This is a genomic window from Pseudomonas sp. TWR2-1-1 (assembly GCF_049897045.1).
GTDB classification, from domain to species: Bacteria; Pseudomonadota; Gammaproteobacteria; order Pseudomonadales; family Pseudomonadaceae; genus Aquipseudomonas; species Aquipseudomonas versuta.
This window is the reverse complement of the sequence record NZ_JAFCVM010000004.1, coordinates 441,329-458,496: the sequence shown is the minus strand read 5'-3', so window position 1 is coordinate 458,496 and position 17,168 is coordinate 441,329. Positions and strand designations below refer to the sequence as shown.

General features: G+C 59.4%; 13 protein-coding genes. 1 reads left to right on the top strand and 12 read right to left on the bottom strand.

Features of this window, described 5'->3' with window-relative positions:
• Positions 1 to 270 precede the first annotated feature (270 nt).
• From yegQ to ACP7BO_RS13190, 9 genes are all read right to left on the bottom strand, one after another.
• On the bottom strand, positions 271 to 1,611 hold the full coding sequence (gene yegQ, locus ACP7BO_RS13230; protein ID WP_426210837.1) for a tRNA 5-hydroxyuridine modification protein YegQ: 1,341 nt from the start codon (positions 1,609 to 1,611) through the stop codon (positions 271 to 273).
• Between the two features lie 77 nt (positions 1,612 to 1,688).
• Positions 1,689 to 2,558, bottom strand: a complete 870-nt coding sequence (locus ACP7BO_RS13225) for an aldose 1-epimerase (RefSeq protein WP_426210835.1) — start codon at positions 2,556 to 2,558, stop codon at positions 1,689 to 1,691.
• A 22-nt stretch (positions 2,559 to 2,580) separates the two neighbouring features.
• Complete coding sequence (locus ACP7BO_RS13220; RefSeq protein ID WP_426210833.1) at positions 2,581 to 3,492, bottom strand: EamA family transporter; 912 nt, start codon at positions 3,490 to 3,492, stop codon at positions 2,581 to 2,583.
• Positions 3,493 to 3,602: 110 nt separating this feature from the next.
• Entirely contained in the window at positions 3,603 to 4,883 is a 1,281-nt protein-coding gene (locus ACP7BO_RS13215; protein WP_060691345.1) for a TRAP transporter large permease, read from the bottom strand.
• Complete coding sequence (locus ACP7BO_RS13210; RefSeq protein ID WP_397456161.1) at positions 4,884 to 5,411, bottom strand: TRAP transporter small permease; 528 nt, start codon at positions 5,409 to 5,411, stop codon at positions 4,884 to 4,886.
• 61 nt (positions 5,412 to 5,472) lie between these two features.
• Positions 5,473 to 6,456, bottom strand: coding sequence for a TRAP transporter substrate-binding protein (locus ACP7BO_RS13205; RefSeq protein ID WP_397456163.1), 984 nt, complete (start codon positions 6,454 to 6,456; stop codon positions 5,473 to 5,475).
• 62 nt (positions 6,457 to 6,518) lie between these two features.
• The gene (locus ACP7BO_RS13200) at positions 6,519 to 7,406 is read right to left on the bottom strand and encodes a glucurono-1,5-lactonase (protein ID WP_397456164.1); all 888 of its coding nucleotides are present in this window, start codon (positions 7,404 to 7,406) and stop codon (positions 6,519 to 6,521) included.
• Positions 7,407 to 7,452: 46 nt separating this feature from the next.
• Complete coding sequence (locus tag ACP7BO_RS13195) at positions 7,453 to 8,280, bottom strand: NAD-dependent epimerase/dehydratase family protein (protein ID WP_397456165.1); 828 nt, start codon at positions 8,278 to 8,280, stop codon at positions 7,453 to 7,455.
• Positions 8,281 to 8,529: 249 nt separating this feature from the next.
• On the bottom strand, positions 8,530 to 9,783 hold the full coding sequence (locus ACP7BO_RS13190; RefSeq protein ID WP_426210829.1) for an OprD family porin: 1,254 nt from the start codon (positions 9,781 to 9,783) through the stop codon (positions 8,530 to 8,532).
• 709 nt (positions 9,784 to 10,492) lie between these two features.
• Between ACP7BO_RS13190 and ACP7BO_RS13185 the strand changes: the two genes are divergently transcribed.
• Positions 10,493 to 11,575, top strand: a complete 1,083-nt coding sequence (locus tag ACP7BO_RS13185) for an AI-2E family transporter (protein ID WP_397456166.1) — start codon at positions 10,493 to 10,495, stop codon at positions 11,573 to 11,575.
• Here the strand turns inward: ACP7BO_RS13185 and ACP7BO_RS13180 are convergent.
• The 3 genes from ACP7BO_RS13180 to nuoM form a co-directional block, all read right to left on the bottom strand.
• Positions 11,572 to 13,689 (bottom strand): TonB-dependent receptor family protein, encoded by a 2,118-nt coding sequence (locus ACP7BO_RS13180; RefSeq protein WP_426210827.1) that lies wholly within the window; start codon positions 13,687 to 13,689, stop codon positions 11,572 to 11,574. The two genes, ACP7BO_RS13185 and ACP7BO_RS13180, sit on opposite strands and share 4 nt — an antisense overlap.
• Before the next feature lie 445 nt (positions 13,690 to 14,134).
• Positions 14,135 to 15,604 (bottom strand): NADH-quinone oxidoreductase subunit NuoN, encoded by a 1,470-nt coding sequence (gene nuoN, locus ACP7BO_RS13175; protein ID WP_397456169.1) that lies wholly within the window; start codon positions 15,602 to 15,604, stop codon positions 14,135 to 14,137.
• Positions 15,605 to 15,611: 7 nt separating this feature from the next.
• Positions 15,612 to 17,144 carry an NADH-quinone oxidoreductase subunit M gene (nuoM, locus tag ACP7BO_RS13170; RefSeq protein ID WP_073510733.1) on the bottom strand — a complete coding sequence of 511 codons (1,533 nt, stop codon included), beginning with the start codon at positions 17,142 to 17,144 and terminating at the stop codon, positions 15,612 to 15,614.
• Positions 17,145 to 17,168 lie beyond the last annotated feature (24 nt).

Sequence of the window (17,168 nt, the reverse complement as noted above, 5' to 3'; positions counted from 1 at the left end):
ATCGCTGGCAAGCCAGCTCCCACAAGGGTGTATGTGTCAGGTCCGGGCCCTGTGGGAGCCAGCTTGCTGGCGATGGTTTCGGCTCAATCCTGCAGATACAGTCGGTTGCCTGCATCGCTGGCAAGCCAGCTCCCACAAGGGTGTATGTGTCAGGTCCGGGCCCTGTGGGAGCCAGCTTGCTGGCGATGGTTTCGGCTCAATCCTGCAGATACAGTCGGTTGCCTGCATCGCTGGCAAGCCAGTTCCCACAGGTTTGTAAGTCAGGTGGGGCTATGCCGTGCGCTCGATGGTTTCGCTTACGGTCAAATCCCGCATCAGCAGCGCGTAGTTCAGATCCACCTGGTCCGGTATCGGCAAGTACACGGTGTGGCCGTCCCCCGGCGCCACCTGAATCGGTAGCCCGGCGCTGTTGTGCAACTGGTCAAGATCAAAGTGATAGTTGCCACGGGGCGTCATCAATTCCAGATGATCACCCAAGGCAAAGCGGTTTTTGACTTTAACTTCAGCCAGCCCGTTGCGCCGCTCGCCGGTCATCTCCCCCACAAACTGCTGACGATGGGACAGCGAGCTGCCATGCAGGTAGTTCTGGTACTCGTCATGCACATGGCGGCGCAAAAAGCCTTCGGTGTAACCGCGCTGCGCCAGTGACTCCAGATCGGTCATCAGGCTGTGGTCAAATTCACGGCCCGCCACCGCATCATCAATCGCCTTGCGATACACCTGGGTCGCCCGCGCGCAGTAAAAATGCGATTTGGTGCGGCCTTCGATCTTCAGCGAATGCACCCCCATGGCGGCCAGGCGCGCAACGTGTTGCACCGCCCGCAAATCCTTGGAGTTCATGATGTAGGTGCCGTGTTCGTCTTCGAAGGCCGACATCGGCTCATCCGGGCGACTGGCTTCGTGCAACACGAACACTTCATCCCTGGGCGCCCCCACCCCGAGCGTTGGCTCAACGATATTGACCACATTGCCCAGCTCGTTTTCCGTCGCCGGGGTTGCCGCGTACTTCCAGCGACAGGCATTGGTGCAACTGCCCTGATTGGCGTCACGCTTGTTCATATAGCCCGACAGCAGGCACCTGCCGGAGTAGGCCATGCACAGTGCGCCATGTACGAAAATTTCCAGCTCCATGGCGGGGACTTTTTGGCGGATTTCCTCGATTTCTTCCAGTGACAGTTCCCGCGACAGAATGATCCGGCTCAAACCCTGCAGTTGCCAGAATTCGACACTGGCCCAGTTCACGGTATTGGCCTGTACCGACAAATGAATCGGCATCTGCGGGAAGTGTTTGCGTACCAGCATGATCAAGCCCGGGTCGGACATGATCAGCGCATCCGGGCCCATGGCAATCACCGGCTCAAGGTCTTTGAGGAAGGTGCGCAGCTTGGCATTGTGCGGGGCGATGTTGACCACCACGTAAAAGCGCTTGCCCTGAGCCTGGGCCTCGGCGATACCGATGGCCAGGTTGTCGTGGTCGAATTCGTTGTTGCGCACCCGCAGGCTATAACGTGGCTGGCCGGCGTACACCGCGTCGGCGCCATAGGCGAAGGCATAGCGCATGTTTTTCAGGGTACCGGCAGGGGCGAGGAGTTCGGGCGGTGCAAGTGGCATGGTCAGATCATTCGCAAAAAGGCGCGATGGTAGACGAGCCCACAGCCCGAACTATTGATCTGGATCTACGAAGCGCATCACAACGGCCGGTAACTCATGCTCAAAGCCAGCCCGGAAGATTGCCCCCGGTGCAACAGCTTCAGTCCCGGGCGGCCTGGCAGGTGGTGAGCGTTGACCGGATGACTGACCGGTTCGAAGCAAAAGAAATCCTCTGCTTCAGGGCAATACACCAGGCAATACGGGGCCCCCGTGGCCCGGCACTCCAGCTCGTAGCCCAGGTCCGGCTGGCTGATCAGCCCATGACCATCCCAGCCGGTAAAACAGTTGTCGAGTCGTGTCTCAGGCAGGCGGGCAAGCTGATTGAAATCCCGGTCCGCCGCCAAAGCGGCAAGGTGCGTGGGCAGCCCGTCGCTATCGCACAGCCAGACTTGTGCAGTGCGGGCCTGCAAGCGGGTGCGGGGCGTGCGGGGCAAATAGGGATGCAGCCCCAGGCCATGCCAGGCGGCACGTTCATCCTGATGGGTAACGCTCAGCTCGATGCGCAGTTGACCTTCACTCAGGCGGTAATGCAGCTGTGCGCGGTAGGCGAAAGGTACAGTGCTCTCGAGTTGCAGGCAGGCATGCTGCGCGGTGTGCTCAATCACGCGCCAGGGTTGTTGCCAGCCGCTGCCGTGGATGGGCAAGGCTTCGGTACGGCTGTTGGGCTGCAATGCAAACCAGTGCTGCGGGCCGTCAAAGCCGCCACCACCGATGCGGTTCGACCAGGGCACCAGCGGATAGCACGCCAGGCGTCCCGGCAAGCCGCTGTTCAATGCGGTATCGGCACTGGGGCGCAACAGCGGCTGGCCACTGGCGATGACGCTCCAGTTGACGATGCTGGCTCCGATCATCGGCGCCAGTGTCAGCCGGGTCAGGCGGTCTTCAAGGATCAACGTTTCGGGCTGCATGGCCGCTACCTCAACTGAGTTATCACGCGGCACGCCGCCACGTCAGCATCACAATACCGGCGACTACGATCAAGCCACCGATCACCTGACTGCTGCTGAGCAACTGGTCCAGAATCAGCCAGCCAAACAGCAGGCTGGCCACCGGCTCAACGTTCATGACCGGGGCATTGCGGGCCATGTCCAGGCGGGTCAGGCAAATAAACAGCAGGCAGAACCCTAGTCCATAAAGTGCCACCAGGCAGGCGAGGGCGGTCCAGCCGGTTGACGAACCGGGCAGAGAAACGCCTCCCGGCAATACACCGCTGACTCCGGCGACTGCCGCGACGCTGAATACAATCAGCATCGTCAGCATGCTGCGCACCGTACCGCGAACGCTCGATAGCTTGTGGTCCGTGATCCACAGCGCGCAGGCAAAGACAGAAGCTGCGGCGAACCCGAAGGCAATGCCTTCGAGCCATTGTGTTTCGGTTGTGGCTTGATTCGACAGGCGCTCGGGGACGTCCAGGGCAAATGCCAGCCCGAACATGATCACGCCCATCAATACCGCTGCCCGCCGGGTCGGGGCTGAACCGCCCAGGGCCCAGGTCAGCAGCACCAGCAGGATCGGCGCCACGTTGGCGATCAACAATGCCAGGGCCACGGGGATTCGGGCCACGGCTGAATAGATAAAGAAGCTTTGCGCCGCGATCAGTACCCCCAACAGCAATTGCCAGCGCCAGTGGGCGGGGGTTAACCGGGGGCGTTCACGTTGCCACAGCACCAGGCTGGTCAACACCAGCAGGGTCACGCCGGCGCGGCACAGAATTGCCAGCAGCAGGCCGGTGTCGTGGTCAAAGGCAATCCGCGCGGCGATGTGATTGCCGGCAAATGCGCAGGCCAGCAAGACCAGCAGCAACACCGCGACATGACGGGGAAACAAAGCAGGAGCAGACATGAGCAACCAGCCTCCTTGGCTGGAAATAAAACCGAGCACCTGTAGGAGCGAGCTTGCTCGCGAGCTTTTGAACAGCTCGCGAGCAAGCTCGCTCCTACAGTGGGGGAGGGTTACAGCACCATGCTTGGCAGCCACAGCGAGATGGCCGGAACGTACGTCACCAGCATCAGCACCAGCAGCAGCGCGGCATAGAACGGCAGCAGGGCTTTGACGGTGTTTTCGATAGTGACCTTGCCCACGGCGGCACCGACGAACAGGACCGCACCCACCGGTGGCGTAATCAGCCCGATCCCCAGATTGACCAGCATGATCATGCCGAAGTGCACCGGGTCGACACCGATCCCGATAATCACCGGCAACAGAATCGGGGTCAGGATCAGAATCAGCGGCGCCATGTCCATCACCGTGCCCAACAGCAGCAACATGACGTTGATGCACATCAGGATCACGTAGCGGTTATCCGACAGCGTCAGGAACGCTGTGGTGATCTTCATCGGGATCTCCATCAGCGTCAGGATGTAGCCGAAGCTGGCAGCAAAACCGATCAGGATCATCACGATGGAAATAGTGCGCACCGCCCGGTGCATCAGCTTGGGCAGGTCGCGCCATTTGTAGTCGCGGTAAATGAACATGGTGACGAAGAACGACCAGAGCACGGCGATGGCCGCCGACTCGGTGGCGGTGAAAATGCCCGACAGAATGCCGCCGAGGATGATGACCATGGCCATCAGGCCCCAGAGCGCATCGCCGGCAATTTTCAGCGCCTGGCGCAGCGGAATCACTTCACCCTTGGGGTAGTTGCGCTTGCGCGCGAAGATCATGCACAGGCCCATCATGACGGCGCTGAGCAGCAGCCCCGGAAAAATCCCGGCCATAAACAGCGAAGCGATCGACACCGTGCCACCCGCAGCCAGCGAGTACAGCACTGAGTTGTGGCTCGGTGGTGTGAGCAAGGCCTGTACCGAACCGCTGACGGTGACCGCCGTGGAGAACTCGCGGGGGTAACCGGCACGTTCCATTTCCGGAATCAGCACTGAGCCCACCGAAGCGGTGTCGGCCACCGAAGAGCCGGAAATCGCCCCGAAGAAGGTCGAAGCCACGATATTGACCAGGGACAGGCCGCCGCGCACGAACCCTACCAGTACCCCGGCGAACGCCACCAACCTGCGCGACATGCCGCCTTCGGCCATGATCGCACCCGCCAGAACGAAGAACGGAATCGCCAGCAGGGAGAATTTGTTCACCCCGCCGGCAACTTGAATCATCAGTGCATCAAACGGAATATCGATCCACCACGCACCAATCAGCGCCGAAAGGCCCAGGGCGTAAGCCACCGGCATACCGATGAGAATCAGTGCAATGAAGCTGCCCAACAATACAAAAGCATCCATTTAGACGGCCTCTTCGCTGGCTTCTACGATGTCGAACCGCACGGCACGGCGGTGGCTCTGGTCACCCAGAAAGAGTTTTTCCAGGACAAAAACCAGGGTCACCAGACCGCCAATGGGGATCGGCAAATAGGAAATTCCGACCCGCAAGGACGGCATCTCGCCCAGGAACTGATTCCAGGTAGTGGCGCACAGCTTGAAGCCCTTGACGGCCATGAACAGACAAACCACCACCATCAGAACCTGCACCAGCAAGGCCGCCTGTTTGCGCAGCATCGGCGGCATCCGCTCGACCGCCATCGACACCGCCATGTGTGCGCCGGCACGGTAACTGGCGGCCGCACCGAAGAAGGTAAAAACCACCATCAGCAAGATGGCGACCGGCTCTGGCCAGCTGGAGCCTGAGCCCAGTACGTAACGGGCAAAAATGCCCCAGGGAATGATCAGGGTCATGGTCAGCACCGACAAGCCGGCGATCCCGATACAGACCCGATACAGCATGTCGTTCAAGCGCAGTACGGTATTTTTCATGGGGCTCACCACTGCGGCGCTGACGGGGCAGGGCCCGTCAGCGCGGCATTATCGGACAGGCTTATTGGACCGCTTCAATACGCGAGATCAGGTCTTTGTAGTCCGCCCCGTATTTGTCACGAACGGGCTGAGTGGCGTCGTAAAAGGCTTTTTTCTGTTCCGGGCTCAGGGTGATGAACTCCACGCCGGATGCCTTGAGCCTGGTTTCAGCGTCGGAAGACTTTTTGTCCCACAGCGTGCGCTCTTCCATCTGTGCTTCACGGGCGACCTTCTGCACCAGCGCCTGTTGCTCTGGGCTGAGCTTGAGCCAGGTGGTTTTGGCAATCACGATCGGCTCGGGCAGGATCAGGTGATCAGTCCAGGTGAAGTACTTGGCGTTCTGGTAGTGGTTATGTTCGAGGAAGGTCGGGGTGTTGTTTTCTGCACCGTCGATCACGCCGGTCTGCAGGGCGCTGAAGATCTCGCCGGTGGCCATGGCAATGCCGTTGCCGCCCATATCGTTGATGGTGTCGATAAATACCGGGTTGCCCTGGACCCGGATTTTCATGCCCTTGAGGTCTGCGATCTGGCGCACAGGCTTCTTGGTATACAGGTTGCGGGTGCCGCCATCCATCCACGCCAGGGCGACCATGTTGAAGTCGGAGTTGGTGATCTTGTCGAGCATCTCCTGGCCGATTTCACCGTCGATGATTTTGCGCATGTGTGCCTGGTCGCGGAACACGAAGGGCAGGTTGAACGCATTGGTCTCGGGCACCACCGGCCCGAGGATGCCGAGGCTGACGCGGGTCATCTGCACCGCGCCGGACTGCAACTGCTCGACCACTTCTTTCTCGGAACCCAGTACGCCGCCGGCAAACATCTTGAAGCTGATATCGCCGTTACTTTGATCCTGGAGCTTCTTGCCCATGTCCTGTTCGGCCACTACCGGCGGATAGCCCGCCGGGTGGACTTCGGCGAATTTGATTTTGATTTCGGCCTGGGCCACGCCAGAGAGGCAGAAAGCCAGCGGCAGAGCAGCAATGAGCAAGGTGCGTTTGAAATCCATGGGTCACTCCAAATATTGTTTTTTTTATATCAAGGTGTCGGATCAGCAATGTCGGTAAACCGTCAGTTGTTGAAGGCGGGCTCAACCAGGCCCTTGATCCCCGGCCTGAGGGCGAACACGCCGCCCGCCAGGGGTTGGTCGCTGATATCGCCCGCCGGACGAATCGAGGTGACGAACAGGGTGTCCATGTCTGCACCTCCGAAGGCGCACATGGCTGGCTTTTTCACCGGTACGGCAAGGGACCGGTCGAGTTTGCCTGCAGGGGTAAAACGGTGGATCAGGCCGGCATCATTGCCGCAGATCCAGTAGCAGCCATCGGCATCGACGGCGGCGCCATCGGGGCGTCCCGGATACGCTTGCATGTCCACGAACAGGCGGCGGTTGTACGGGGTGGCGCTGTCGATGGCGTAATCGAAGGCCCAGATTTTTTGCACGTCAGGATGTGAGTCCGAGAGGTACATGGTTTTGCCGTCGGGGCTGAAAGCCAGGCCATTGGGGACGATAAAACCATCAAGCTGCGCCTTGAGCGGTTCGGCCTGGCCTGCGCTATAGCGGTACATCGCCCCGCACTGCGTGCCTGCTGCCATGTCCAGCAGCATGGTCCCGGCCCAGAAGCGGCCCTGGCGGTCACAGCGGCCATCGTTAAAGCGCATGCCTGGCCGGGCATGTTCAACGCTGGCCAGCAGGCGGGTATCGAGGCTGCCGTCGGCCCGGGGCTTGAGGGTGAAGAGGCCGCTCTCCATGCCTGCAATCCAGCTGCCGTCGCCGCTGCGGGCAATGCAGGCAAGCATCTGCGGGGCTTCCCAGCTCTGGCTCTGACCATCGTTCAGGCTCCAGCGGTGCAAGCGTGCGGCCGGAATATCCACCCAGTACAGCGCTTGTTCTGCTGCGCTCCAGACCGGGCTTTCGCCTGTGGCGTTGCGTGCGTCGAGAATCAGTTCGGCAGTCATGCGGCTATCCCTGTCGGTCATGTTCTTATCAGGTGCGGGCGTGTACTTATTCGTCGCCGAACGGACCGGCAGCGACGAAGGCGCCGCCCTGGTAAATCATGCTCGGGTCATTGGCAGCCGGCATTGGCTGGGCTTGAACCTTGTCGCGAAACACTTCGGAACTGTCCTTGGGCGCAAACCCCAGATGGGCCGCATAGCGGTTGTCCCACCACAGGTTCGGATTGTTTGACGCGCCGTAGACCACGGTGTGGCCGACATCCGGTGTGTACAGAGAGCGTTCGAGCAACTGGGTCAGATCGGCAAAACTCAGCCAGGTACTCAGCATCCGGCGATTTTGCGGTTCGGGAAATGATGAGCCGATGCGGATGCTGACGGTTTCGATGCCGTAGCGATCGAAGTAGAACGTGGCCATGTCTTCGCCATAGGACTTGGACAGGCCGTAATAGCCATCGGGGCGGCGCGGGGAGCGGGCATCGAGGGTCTGGTCCTGCTTGTAAAAACCGATCACATGGTTGGAGCTGGCGAAAATCACGCGTTTGACGCCGTGGCGTCGGGCCGCTTCATAAATATGGAAAACCCCGGAGATATTGGGCCCGAGGATTTCTTCGAACGGGCGCTCAACCGAGACTCCGCCGAAATGCAGGATGGCATCTACGCCTTCAACCAGTTGGTGAACAGCGTGTTTGTCGGTGAGATCGCACAGCTGTATTTCTTCGCTGGCGTCGACAGCGGGTGCCATCGGGGCGATATCAGACAGTCGTAAAACCCTGGCATACGGCTTCAGGCTTTCACGCAGTACCTTCCCCAGACCGCCGGCCGCGCCGGTAAGAAGAAGGCGATTGAAGGGATTTTGGACAGTGTGCGAGGTTGCCATCAAGAGACCCTTTTTTATTATTGGTGTCATCTGTTGTCGTATGACATGGCCCGGATTATTCGCAGCCCTTGAGGGTGTTGTCAATCCAATGAGTGTCAAAACATGATGGTGCGCTATCACTTTGGCATCATGACAGCGAAATTGTGGGAGCTGGCTGCCAGCGATTCAGGCAATGCTGATGGTGTGTGCTGGCCCGCAGACCCTTCGCGGGCAAGCCCGCTCCCACAGGGGGCGGGCTTGCATGGCGCGTTACAGCAGCGACAACGGGTAGCTGATGAAGATACGGTTTTCATCGAACTCGTGACTGCTGTAGTCGCGACGCATGGTCGAGTTGCGCCAGCGCATGTTGAGGTCTTTGAAGGTGCCGCTTTGAACGGTGTAGGCCAGTTCCGATTCGCGGCCCCATTCCTTGCCGTCAGTGATGGTGCCGGTGTGGATGTTATCGCCGCTCAGGTAACGGTTCATCATCATCAGGCCGGGGACGCCGAACACTGCGAAATCAAGGTCGTGACGCACCTGCCAGGAGCGCTCCTTGGCCAGGTCGTAGCTGGAGTTGTAACTGTCGTTGGCCAGGGTGCCGCCGCTGGTGCCATTGACGCGCAGCCAGCCGTCATCACCGCTGACTTTCTGCAGGCCCAGATACAAGGTGTTGCCTTTGTATTTGGCCGAGAGCAGGGCGTAAGCGGTTTTGTTGTCCAGGTTGCCGGCCAGCTTGTTGCCGTCTTCCTTGCCCCGGAAATAGCCGAGGTTGGCGCCCAGGGTCACATCACCAATGGGTTGGGTGTGCAGGACGTTAAGGAATTGCTGCTGGTAAATGTCTTCCAGTTGCGCGTACCACAGGCCGACCTGGGTGCGCTTTTCGTTGAAGCTGTAATCGCCGCCTGCAAAGTTGAAGCGGTCGGAGGTGAACGCGCCTTTTCCGTTAAGCGACATCTCTTCCATGCTCGCATCGTTGCGCGGGCTGTTGGCCCGGAACTGGCCGCCGTACAGGTTCAGGCCGGCGAACTCTTTGGAGGTGATCTGGCCGCCACGGAAGGTTTGCGGCAGAGAGCGTCCATCGTCCGAACGCAAAATAGGCAGTACCGGCATCCACTCACCGATTTTCAGTTCGGTGTTGGAGATCCTGGCTTTGGCTGCGACGCCCAGGCGGCCGAAGTTGTCGGCCGGTTCGCCATCGCTATGGGTAGGCAGCAACTGTGTGCCCACTGTGCCTTTGCCGCCATCGAGTTTCTGCGAGTACAGGCCCAGGACATCAACCCCAAAACCGACGGTACCCTGGGTAAACCCGGATTTGACGTCGAGGATGAAGTTTTGCGTCCACTCTTCAGCCTTGCTTTGCGGGTAGTCAGGGTTGGTGTAATTGCGGTTGATGTAGGCATTTCGCAGGGTGAGGGTGGCTTTGGTGTCATCGACAAAGCCTTCGGCCATGCCTGTCAGCGGTAGTGCCAGGCCCATGCTGCCAAGTCCGACCAAAACCAGTGACCGGGTGTTTTGATGTTTCATTATTGTTGCGCTCCCATTTTTTTAGACATAGCAGATCCCGTTGACCGTCAGAAGAGCAGTCAGTGATTCAAAGGACATGCGGGGGGGCCCTGAAGTCAGGGCGGCGACTCAAGTCGCTGATGCGAAAGAGTCATTTGCTTGCGCGCTAGCCTTCAGCAAATTCTGTAGGTGATCGTTGCGTGGAGGACCGCGAAAGAAATACAACCAGTACGCGACCGGCGCGAATTAACGGCGCGGCAGAGCGGGGAGCTGACACGAGGGTGCTCATACGAAAGATTCCTTGATTATTCTTATTTTTGTTATCTGTTGTCGTACAACGTCCATCGGATTATTTACAGCTTGTGGCAAATTTGTCAATGCAGGTCCAGCCAAACAATTAAAAGTACAGAAGCAGGCGTTTAGAGCCGTGCGGGCAATACGCTCGGCAGGAGACCGTATTATCCGACGGCGCATGATACAGATCTGACTCCCTCGAATCAGAGAAAAATGTGCCCGGTATCTTGCGCGGCGGTGCGATAACCCGCTCGCTGGCCATGGCGCTTGAAACTCTGTAGGAGCGAGCTTTTTCAAGACGTCACGCACAGCTCGCGAGCAAGCTCGCTCCTACCGACATACCGTCTTTATCCCGTAATGGGCGCCCGCGCCTGTATATTTGCCGTCTAAACTGCGGCTACCCACTGCACTCGCGCCTTACTGACACGGATGGCACATGAACGAAACCAGTCTTCAACGTAAAACCCTGCTCTTGCTGCTGGCCCTGGTCACCATCGCGTTCATCTGGATTCTGCTGCCGTTTTATGGGGCGATTTTCTGGGCTGTGGCCTTGGGGATACTGTTTGCTCCCTTGCAGCGCAAGTTCGTGCTCAAGTTGAGTGGACGCCGAAATCTCGCAACGTTTTCCACACTGGGTGTGTGCACGGTTATCGCGATTTTGCCGGTGATCATTACTACCGTGTTGCTGGTGCAAGAAGTGGCCATGCTCTACAAGGATGTCGAGAGCGGCAAAATCAATGTCGCCAGTTACGTCATGCAGTTCAAGGACATCCTGCCACCCACGGTCCAGGACTGGCTCGACCGGTTAGGGGTTGGCAATATCGATGGCTTGAGCGAGAAAATCTCCAAAGGGGCCCTGGAAGGGAGTCAGTTTTTTGCCACTCAGGTGTTCAGTTTCGGGCAGAGCACTTTTGAGCTGGTGGTGAGCTTTTTCATCATGCTCTACCTGCTGTATTTCTTTATCCGTGACGGTCAGCAAATGGTGCGCATGATCCGCAATGCGGTACCGATGGCCGAGCAGCACAAGCGTTTGTTGCAGATCAAGTTACGCCGTGTGGTCAGGGCCTCGGTCAAGGGCAACCTGGCGGTGGCCGTGACCCAGGGGGCCCTGGGCGGGTTGATCTTCTGGTTGCTCGGGATCCACAGCTCGCTGTTCTGGGCCGTACTGATGATGTTCCTGTCACTGCTGCCGGCGGTAGGCGCAGGCATTGTCTGGGCACCGGTGGCGATCTACTTTCTGGTCACGGGGATGATCTGGGAAGGGGTGGTGCTGGCGCTATACGGGGTGTTCGTGATCGGGATGGTGGACAACGTGCTGCGCCCGATCATGGTCGGCAAGGACACTAAAATGCCGGACTTCCTGATTTTGATTTCGACCCTGGGCGGCATGGCGATCTTCGGCCTCAATGGCTTTGTGATCGGGCCATTGATTGCCGCCCTGTTCTTGTCCAGTTGGGGCCTGTTCAGTGGCACCCGCCGCAAGGTGCGACTGCCCGCCGATATCCCTCGCAACGATTAACGAAAACTCCAGGAAACCCCGACGTAGGCGCCCATGCCTTCGCCGGGCGTGGAGCGCGCTGCATCCTGCCCTTTGTCGTCATAACCCGGAGTCACAGTGGCGGCATAGCGCTCGCCGGTCAGGTTGCGCAGGTCGAGCCAGGTTTGCCAGTCCTGTTTGGGTGAGGCATAGCCCAGGGTTGCACCCCAGAGCATGTAGGAGGATGCGTAGTATGAGTTGGCATAATCCACCGCCATGCGTGAGGCCACCTGGGTGTTCAGCCCGGCATAGAAGCCCTGAGGGTGGTCGTAGCGTATTTCAGCCTGATAGTAGTGCTGCGGGATACCCGGTAGCCGGTTGTCACCAAAACGCGGGTCATCGCGAAAGTGGAAGTCGCTGAAGGTGTAAGCCTGACGCAGCGAGACTTTGCCCACCGCCTGGCGTTCCCACAGCAGGCTGTTGAGCCCGGCCTCGAAGCCCTGGTGCACCGTCGGGCTGGCGTTGGCCTCGCCGACTATCGCCACTTGGCCTGCGGTCGCTGCCCGGGTCTCGACACTCAGCAGCTCATGGCGGATTGCCGAGTAGTACCAGGCCAAATCCCATTGCCCGAGCCAGGACTCGCCCCGGGTACCCAGCTCAAGGGTGGTGGCCGTCTGGTTGTTCAGCGCTACCGGCGTGCTTTGCTGACCGGTAGCCGGGCCGCTGCCGGCCGGGAAGCGATAAGGCGAACCCCAGATCATCGACCAGGGGTGAGGCGGCTCCACTGAACGACTGAGATTGCCGTACACCTGCAGGTTGGGATTGAACTCATAGCGCAGGCCGACCCGGGGCGCGTAATCCCAGTCGTGCTGGCTGACCTTGGCGCCGCTATCGGGGTAACTGACGTCACTTTCGCGGCGGGTGTAAATCAGTGCCATGCCGGTGGTCAGCCACAGGTCAGGGATCAGCTCCAGATCGTTACTGGCATGCAGTACCGTGTCAGAGCCCTGGTAGCTGAAGTCACGAATTTTCGTCCCGGGGGCATAACCGGCAGTATTGCCGATCGGGATGCGCACGTATTCCGAGGCGCCGCTGTTGGGCAGGTGTTTGGTATTGCGCAAGCCCACGGTGGTGTTGCTTTGGAGGCCGAACAAGGTGTCGCGGCGCTTATAGTTAAGGGTGCCGCTGACATCGGTGTAGGCGACTTTCAGCCGGTTCGGGCCCTCGTGCAGGTCCATTGGGTAGTCGTGATAAACCAGGCCGATCTCCAGTTGGGAATCGTCACCCAGGTACATCGTGGTTTTGTTCCCCAGCCAGGTGCTGCCGGGTTGGGGGCGGGTGTAATCACCGTGTACATAAACCGGATTGGCCGAGCGTGGATGATGCTTGATCTGGTCTTTGGTAACGCGGCCGGCCAGTTCGTTATCGGTCTCGCGATAGCGCAGGTAAAAGCGGGTTTCGAGCTGCGGGCTGAAGCGATAACCGACGTTGGCCGCGATGCCTTTACTGCTGCCGCGGGTGTGGTCCTGATAACCATCGGTGTCGGAATCGGTCAGTGCCACGTAGTAATCGAGATCCCCCAGCACTTGCCCGGAACTGATCTGACGTTTCTGATAACCATAACTGCCTGCCTCATAGCGCACTTGCAAGGGGGCGGCGTCATAGCCGGTGTGGGTCACGTAATTGATCGAGCCACCCAGGGCCAGTGCGCCGGCCTCAAAGCCATTGGCTCCGCGCAACACTTCAGCCCGGCTCAGCCACAAGGGTTCGAACAGTTCGTAAGGCGTGCCGCCGGGGCCGGTCAAAGGCAGACCGTCGAACATCACATACAGGCCCGACCCGTGGGCTCCGGGGGCGCGATTGATGCCGGAGCCGCGCACTGAGACCTTGGCCCCGTCGTTACCCGATGATTGCGCGTAGACACCGGGTTGATAGGCCAGCACATCGGTGTTGCTGGCGGTGCGGCCATTCTCGACGCGGGTCAGGTCGACCACATTGCTGGCGCCGGGCACGTCATGCAATCGGGCCTGGGCGGCTTCCAGCTCGCTGCTTTCCTCGCTGCGGACCTGAACCTCGCCCAACTCCAGTGACTCGGCATAAGCGGGTGCTGCGCAGACGAGCGCCAGGGGCAGCAATGAGCAAAGGGCGGATCGCATGTACAGGAATCTCGGTCGATGGACGGGCGGCGCGCCAGCCTATACAAGCCGAGAATGCCTCGCAACTGCCAAGGGGGATCTACGGCCACTTGCTTGCATGTGGCGTGTTGAAGAGCTCGCGAGCAAGCTCGTTCCTACGGTGGGGGGGTGATTGCGGGTATAGGGAACAAGAGCTGCTGTTCTGTAGGAACGAGCTTGCTCGCGAGCTGTTGGCGACGTGTTGAAGAGCTCGCGAGCAAGCTCGCTCCTACGGTGGGGGAGTGATTGCTGGTATAGGGAACAAGAGCTGCTGTTCTGTAGGAGCGAGCTTGCTCGCGAGCTGTTGGCGGCGTGTTTAAGAGCTCGCGAGCAAGCTCGCTCCTACAGGGGAGTGTGATTGGTCGGGCAAAAAAATACCCCGTAAAAGCCGGGCTTTTACGGGGTATGGGGTACAACGGTTCAAGGCTTAGCCAACAAGGCCCAGCGTTGCGTGTTGTACCAGTTCGAGCATTGGCTGCGGGTATACACCCAGGAAGAAGACCAGTGCTGAAATGGCCAGCAGCATGACGCCACCTGCCTTTTGCTCCCAGTTCAGCGGAGCATCGTGGCGATGCAGTTTTGGCTCGACCAGATACAGGGTCACCATCACGCGCAGGTAGTAGAACACGCCGATGGCACTGCCCAGAACCAGGGACCCGACCAGCCACCATTGGTGTGCTTCAACGCCGGTAGCAACGATGTAGAACTTGCCGATAAAGCCGGCCGTCAACGGGATGCCCGCCAGCGACAGCATCATCACGGTCATCACCGCAGTCAGGTACGGACGGCGCCAGAACAGGCCGCGGTACTCGTACAGTGCGTCCGCATCACGGCCCTTGTATGGCGAGGACATCAGGGTAATTACACCGAATGCCCCCAGGCTGGTCAGCACGTAGGTGATCAGGTACACGCCGATGGCTTCCATCGCCATACCTTTGCTCGCCACCAGGGCGATCAGCAGATAACCAAAGTGCGCGATAGAGGAGTAACCCAGCAGACGCTTGAGGTTGTTCTGGGTCAGGGCCAGCAGGTTACCGAACAGGATCGAGGCAATCGCGATCACGCTCAGTACGTCGCTCATCACGCCGGTCGAGGCCGAAGGCGTGATCTGGAACAAACGCACCATCACTGCAAACACGGCCACTTTGGAGGCGGTAGCCAGGAAGGCAGCGACCGGAGCCGGAGCACCTTCGTAGACGTCCGGAGTCCAGAGGTGAAACGGTACCAGCGACAGTTTGAACGCCAGACCGACCAGCATCATGCCCAGACCCAGCTGGGCCAGCGGCGCAGGTACGCCGGAGGCTGCCAGGGCGTGACCGATGCCGCTGAAGCTCAGGCTGCCGGCTTCGGCGTAAAGCAAGGCCATACCGAACAACAGGAACGCAGAACCGGCAGCCGACAGCACCATGTACTTGATGCCGGCTTCCAGTGAGCGCTTGTTGAAGAAGGCATATGCCACCAGGCCGTATACCGGTACCGAGAGCAACTCCAGGCCGATAAACAAGCCAGCCAGGTGTTGCGCGCTGACCAGAACAATCCCGCCAGTGGCTGCCAGCAGAATCAGCAGATACAGCTCTTCGCGGTTGCCCGGATAGCCAGTGCCGCCTTCGCCCAGATAGGCATGGGCGAGGGTGACGCAAGCCAGGGTGGCGGCCAGAATCAGCCCGATGTAGAGATAGGCAAAGTTGTCCATCATCAACAGCGGAGTGACAGCCAGCGGAGCCACTTTCAACGCAGGGAAGATCGACAGCAAGGCCAGGTTAAGACCGGCCACCGAAAGCAGGAAGGTCTGTGAATGGTTGCGCCGCCATGCGATTGCCAGCATCACCACAACAACGGTGAGACTGGTAATCAGCAGCGGCGCAAGCGCGATAAAGTGTTGGATCGTGAATTCCATAGCGCTCTTACCGGGCCGAAGCGAGTTGAGTGAAGGCGGTGCCGATCCACTGCTGCACGCCATGCATGGTCGCAGCCGAGGTATCGAGGAACGGTTGTGGGTATACGCCGATGAACACCAGCAATACCGCCAGACCGAGCACCATGATCAGTTCACGTGCATCCATGCCGGCCAGTACTGCGTCCGACTTGGAAGGGCCGAAATAGGCGCGGTGAATCATGATCAGCGAGTAGACCGAACCAAACACCAGACCGGTTGTGGCAATGGCCGTGACCCATGGGAAGCTGGCAAACGAGCCAATCAGGATCAGGAATTCACCGACAAAGTTACCGGTACCCGGCAAGCCCAGCGAAGCGGCTGCAAAGAACAGGCTAATGGCCGGCAAATACGCGATCTTGGACCACAAGCCACCCATTTCACGCATGTCGCGAGTGTGCAGGCGCTCGTACAGCTGGCCGCTGAGAATAAACAGCGCGGCTGCCGAAACACCGTGGGCCAGCATCTGGATGACTGCACCTTGCAGTGCCAACTGGCTGCCGGAGTAGATCCCGATCAGTACAAAGCCCATGTGCGAAACGCTGGAGAACGCGATCAGACGCTTGATGTCGGTCTGAGCGAAGGCCAGGAACGCGCCGTAGAAAATCCCGATCAGACCCAGGGTCATGGCAATCGGTGCAAACTCGGCCGAAGCATTCGGGAACAACGGCAGGGCGAAGCGCAGCAGACCATAAGCAGCGGTCTTGAGCAGGATGCCCGCCAGGTCCACAGAACCGGCAGTCGGCGCTTGTGCGTGAGCGTCAGGCAACCAGGAGTGGAACGGTACTACCGGCAGCTTCACGGCAAAGGCAATGAAGAAGCCGAGCATCAGGATGTACTCGGTGGTGAGCGACATCTTGGTTTTCAGCAACTCGGCATAGCTGAAGGTAATCACGCCGGTGTTGTTGAAGTTGACCAGCACCAGACCCAGGATCGCCACCAGCATGATCAGGCCGGAAGCCTGAGTGAAGATGAAGAACTTGGTAGCGGCGTAGATACGGGTTTTCTTGCCGTCCGAAGAGCTGTGACCCCAGAGCGCGATGAGGAAGTACATCGGCACCAGCATCATTTCCCAGAAGAAGAAGAACATGAACAGGTCGATGGCGAGGAACACGCCAACCACACCGCCCAGGATCCACATCAGGTTCAGGTGGAAGAAGCCCACATGACGCTGAATCTCTTTCCAGGAACATAGAACGGACAGCACGCCGAGCAAGCCGGTGAGCAGGATCATCAGCAGCGACAGGCCGTCCAGCGCCAGGTGCACGCTGATACCGAAGCGTGCGATCCAGGTGTGCTGGAACTCAAGGGCCCAGGTCGGATCGGCGCCGGGCGCCGGTGCAAATGAATAGTTACCCTGGGACCACAGCCAAAGGCCGAGTGCAAGCTCAAGGGACATGGTCAGCAACGCAATCCAGCGTGGCAGGGTAGGGCCGAAGCGCTCACCCAGCCAGCACAGCAGGCCGCCGATAAAGGGGATCAGGATTAGCCAAGGCAGAATCATGACGGGCTCAATTCCTTTCGCAAT

Coding starts and splice junctions, on each gene's coding strand:
- yegQ (WP_426210837.1), bottom strand. CDS start 1,611: ATGCCACTTGCACCGCCCGAACTCCTCGCCCCTGCCGGTACCCTGAAA.
- ACP7BO_RS13225 (WP_426210835.1), bottom strand. CDS start 2,558: ATGCAGCCCGAAACGTTGATCCTTGAAGACCGCCTGACCCGGCTGACA.
- ACP7BO_RS13220 (WP_426210833.1), bottom strand. CDS start 3,492: ATGTCTGCTCCTGCTTTGTTTCCCCGTCATGTCGCGGTGTTGCTGCTG.
- ACP7BO_RS13215 (WP_060691345.1), bottom strand. CDS start 4,883: ATGGATGCTTTTGTATTGTTGGGCAGCTTCATTGCACTGATTCTCATC.
- ACP7BO_RS13210 (WP_397456161.1), bottom strand. CDS start 5,411: ATGAAAAATACCGTACTGCGCTTGAACGACATGCTGTATCGGGTCTGT.
- ACP7BO_RS13205 (WP_397456163.1), bottom strand. CDS start 6,456: ATGGATTTCAAACGCACCTTGCTCATTGCTGCTCTGCCGCTGGCTTTC.
- ACP7BO_RS13200 (WP_397456164.1), bottom strand. CDS start 7,406: ATGACTGCCGAACTGATTCTCGACGCACGCAACGCCACAGGCGAAAGC.
- ACP7BO_RS13195 (WP_397456165.1), bottom strand. CDS start 8,280: ATGGCAACCTCGCACACTGTCCAAAATCCCTTCAATCGCCTTCTTCTT.
- ACP7BO_RS13190 (WP_426210829.1), bottom strand. CDS start 9,783: ATGAAACATCAAAACACCCGGTCACTGGTTTTGGTCGGACTTGGCAGC.
- ACP7BO_RS13185 (WP_397456166.1), top strand. CDS start 10,493: ATGAACGAAACCAGTCTTCAACGTAAAACCCTGCTCTTGCTGCTGGCC.
- ACP7BO_RS13180 (WP_426210827.1), bottom strand. CDS start 13,689: ATGCGATCCGCCCTTTGCTCATTGCTGCCCCTGGCGCTCGTCTGCGCA.
- nuoN (WP_397456169.1), bottom strand. CDS start 15,604: ATGGAATTCACGATCCAACACTTTATCGCGCTTGCGCCGCTGCTGATT.
- nuoM (WP_073510733.1), bottom strand. CDS start 17,144: ATGATTCTGCCTTGGCTAATCCTGATCCCCTTTATCGGCGGCCTGCTG.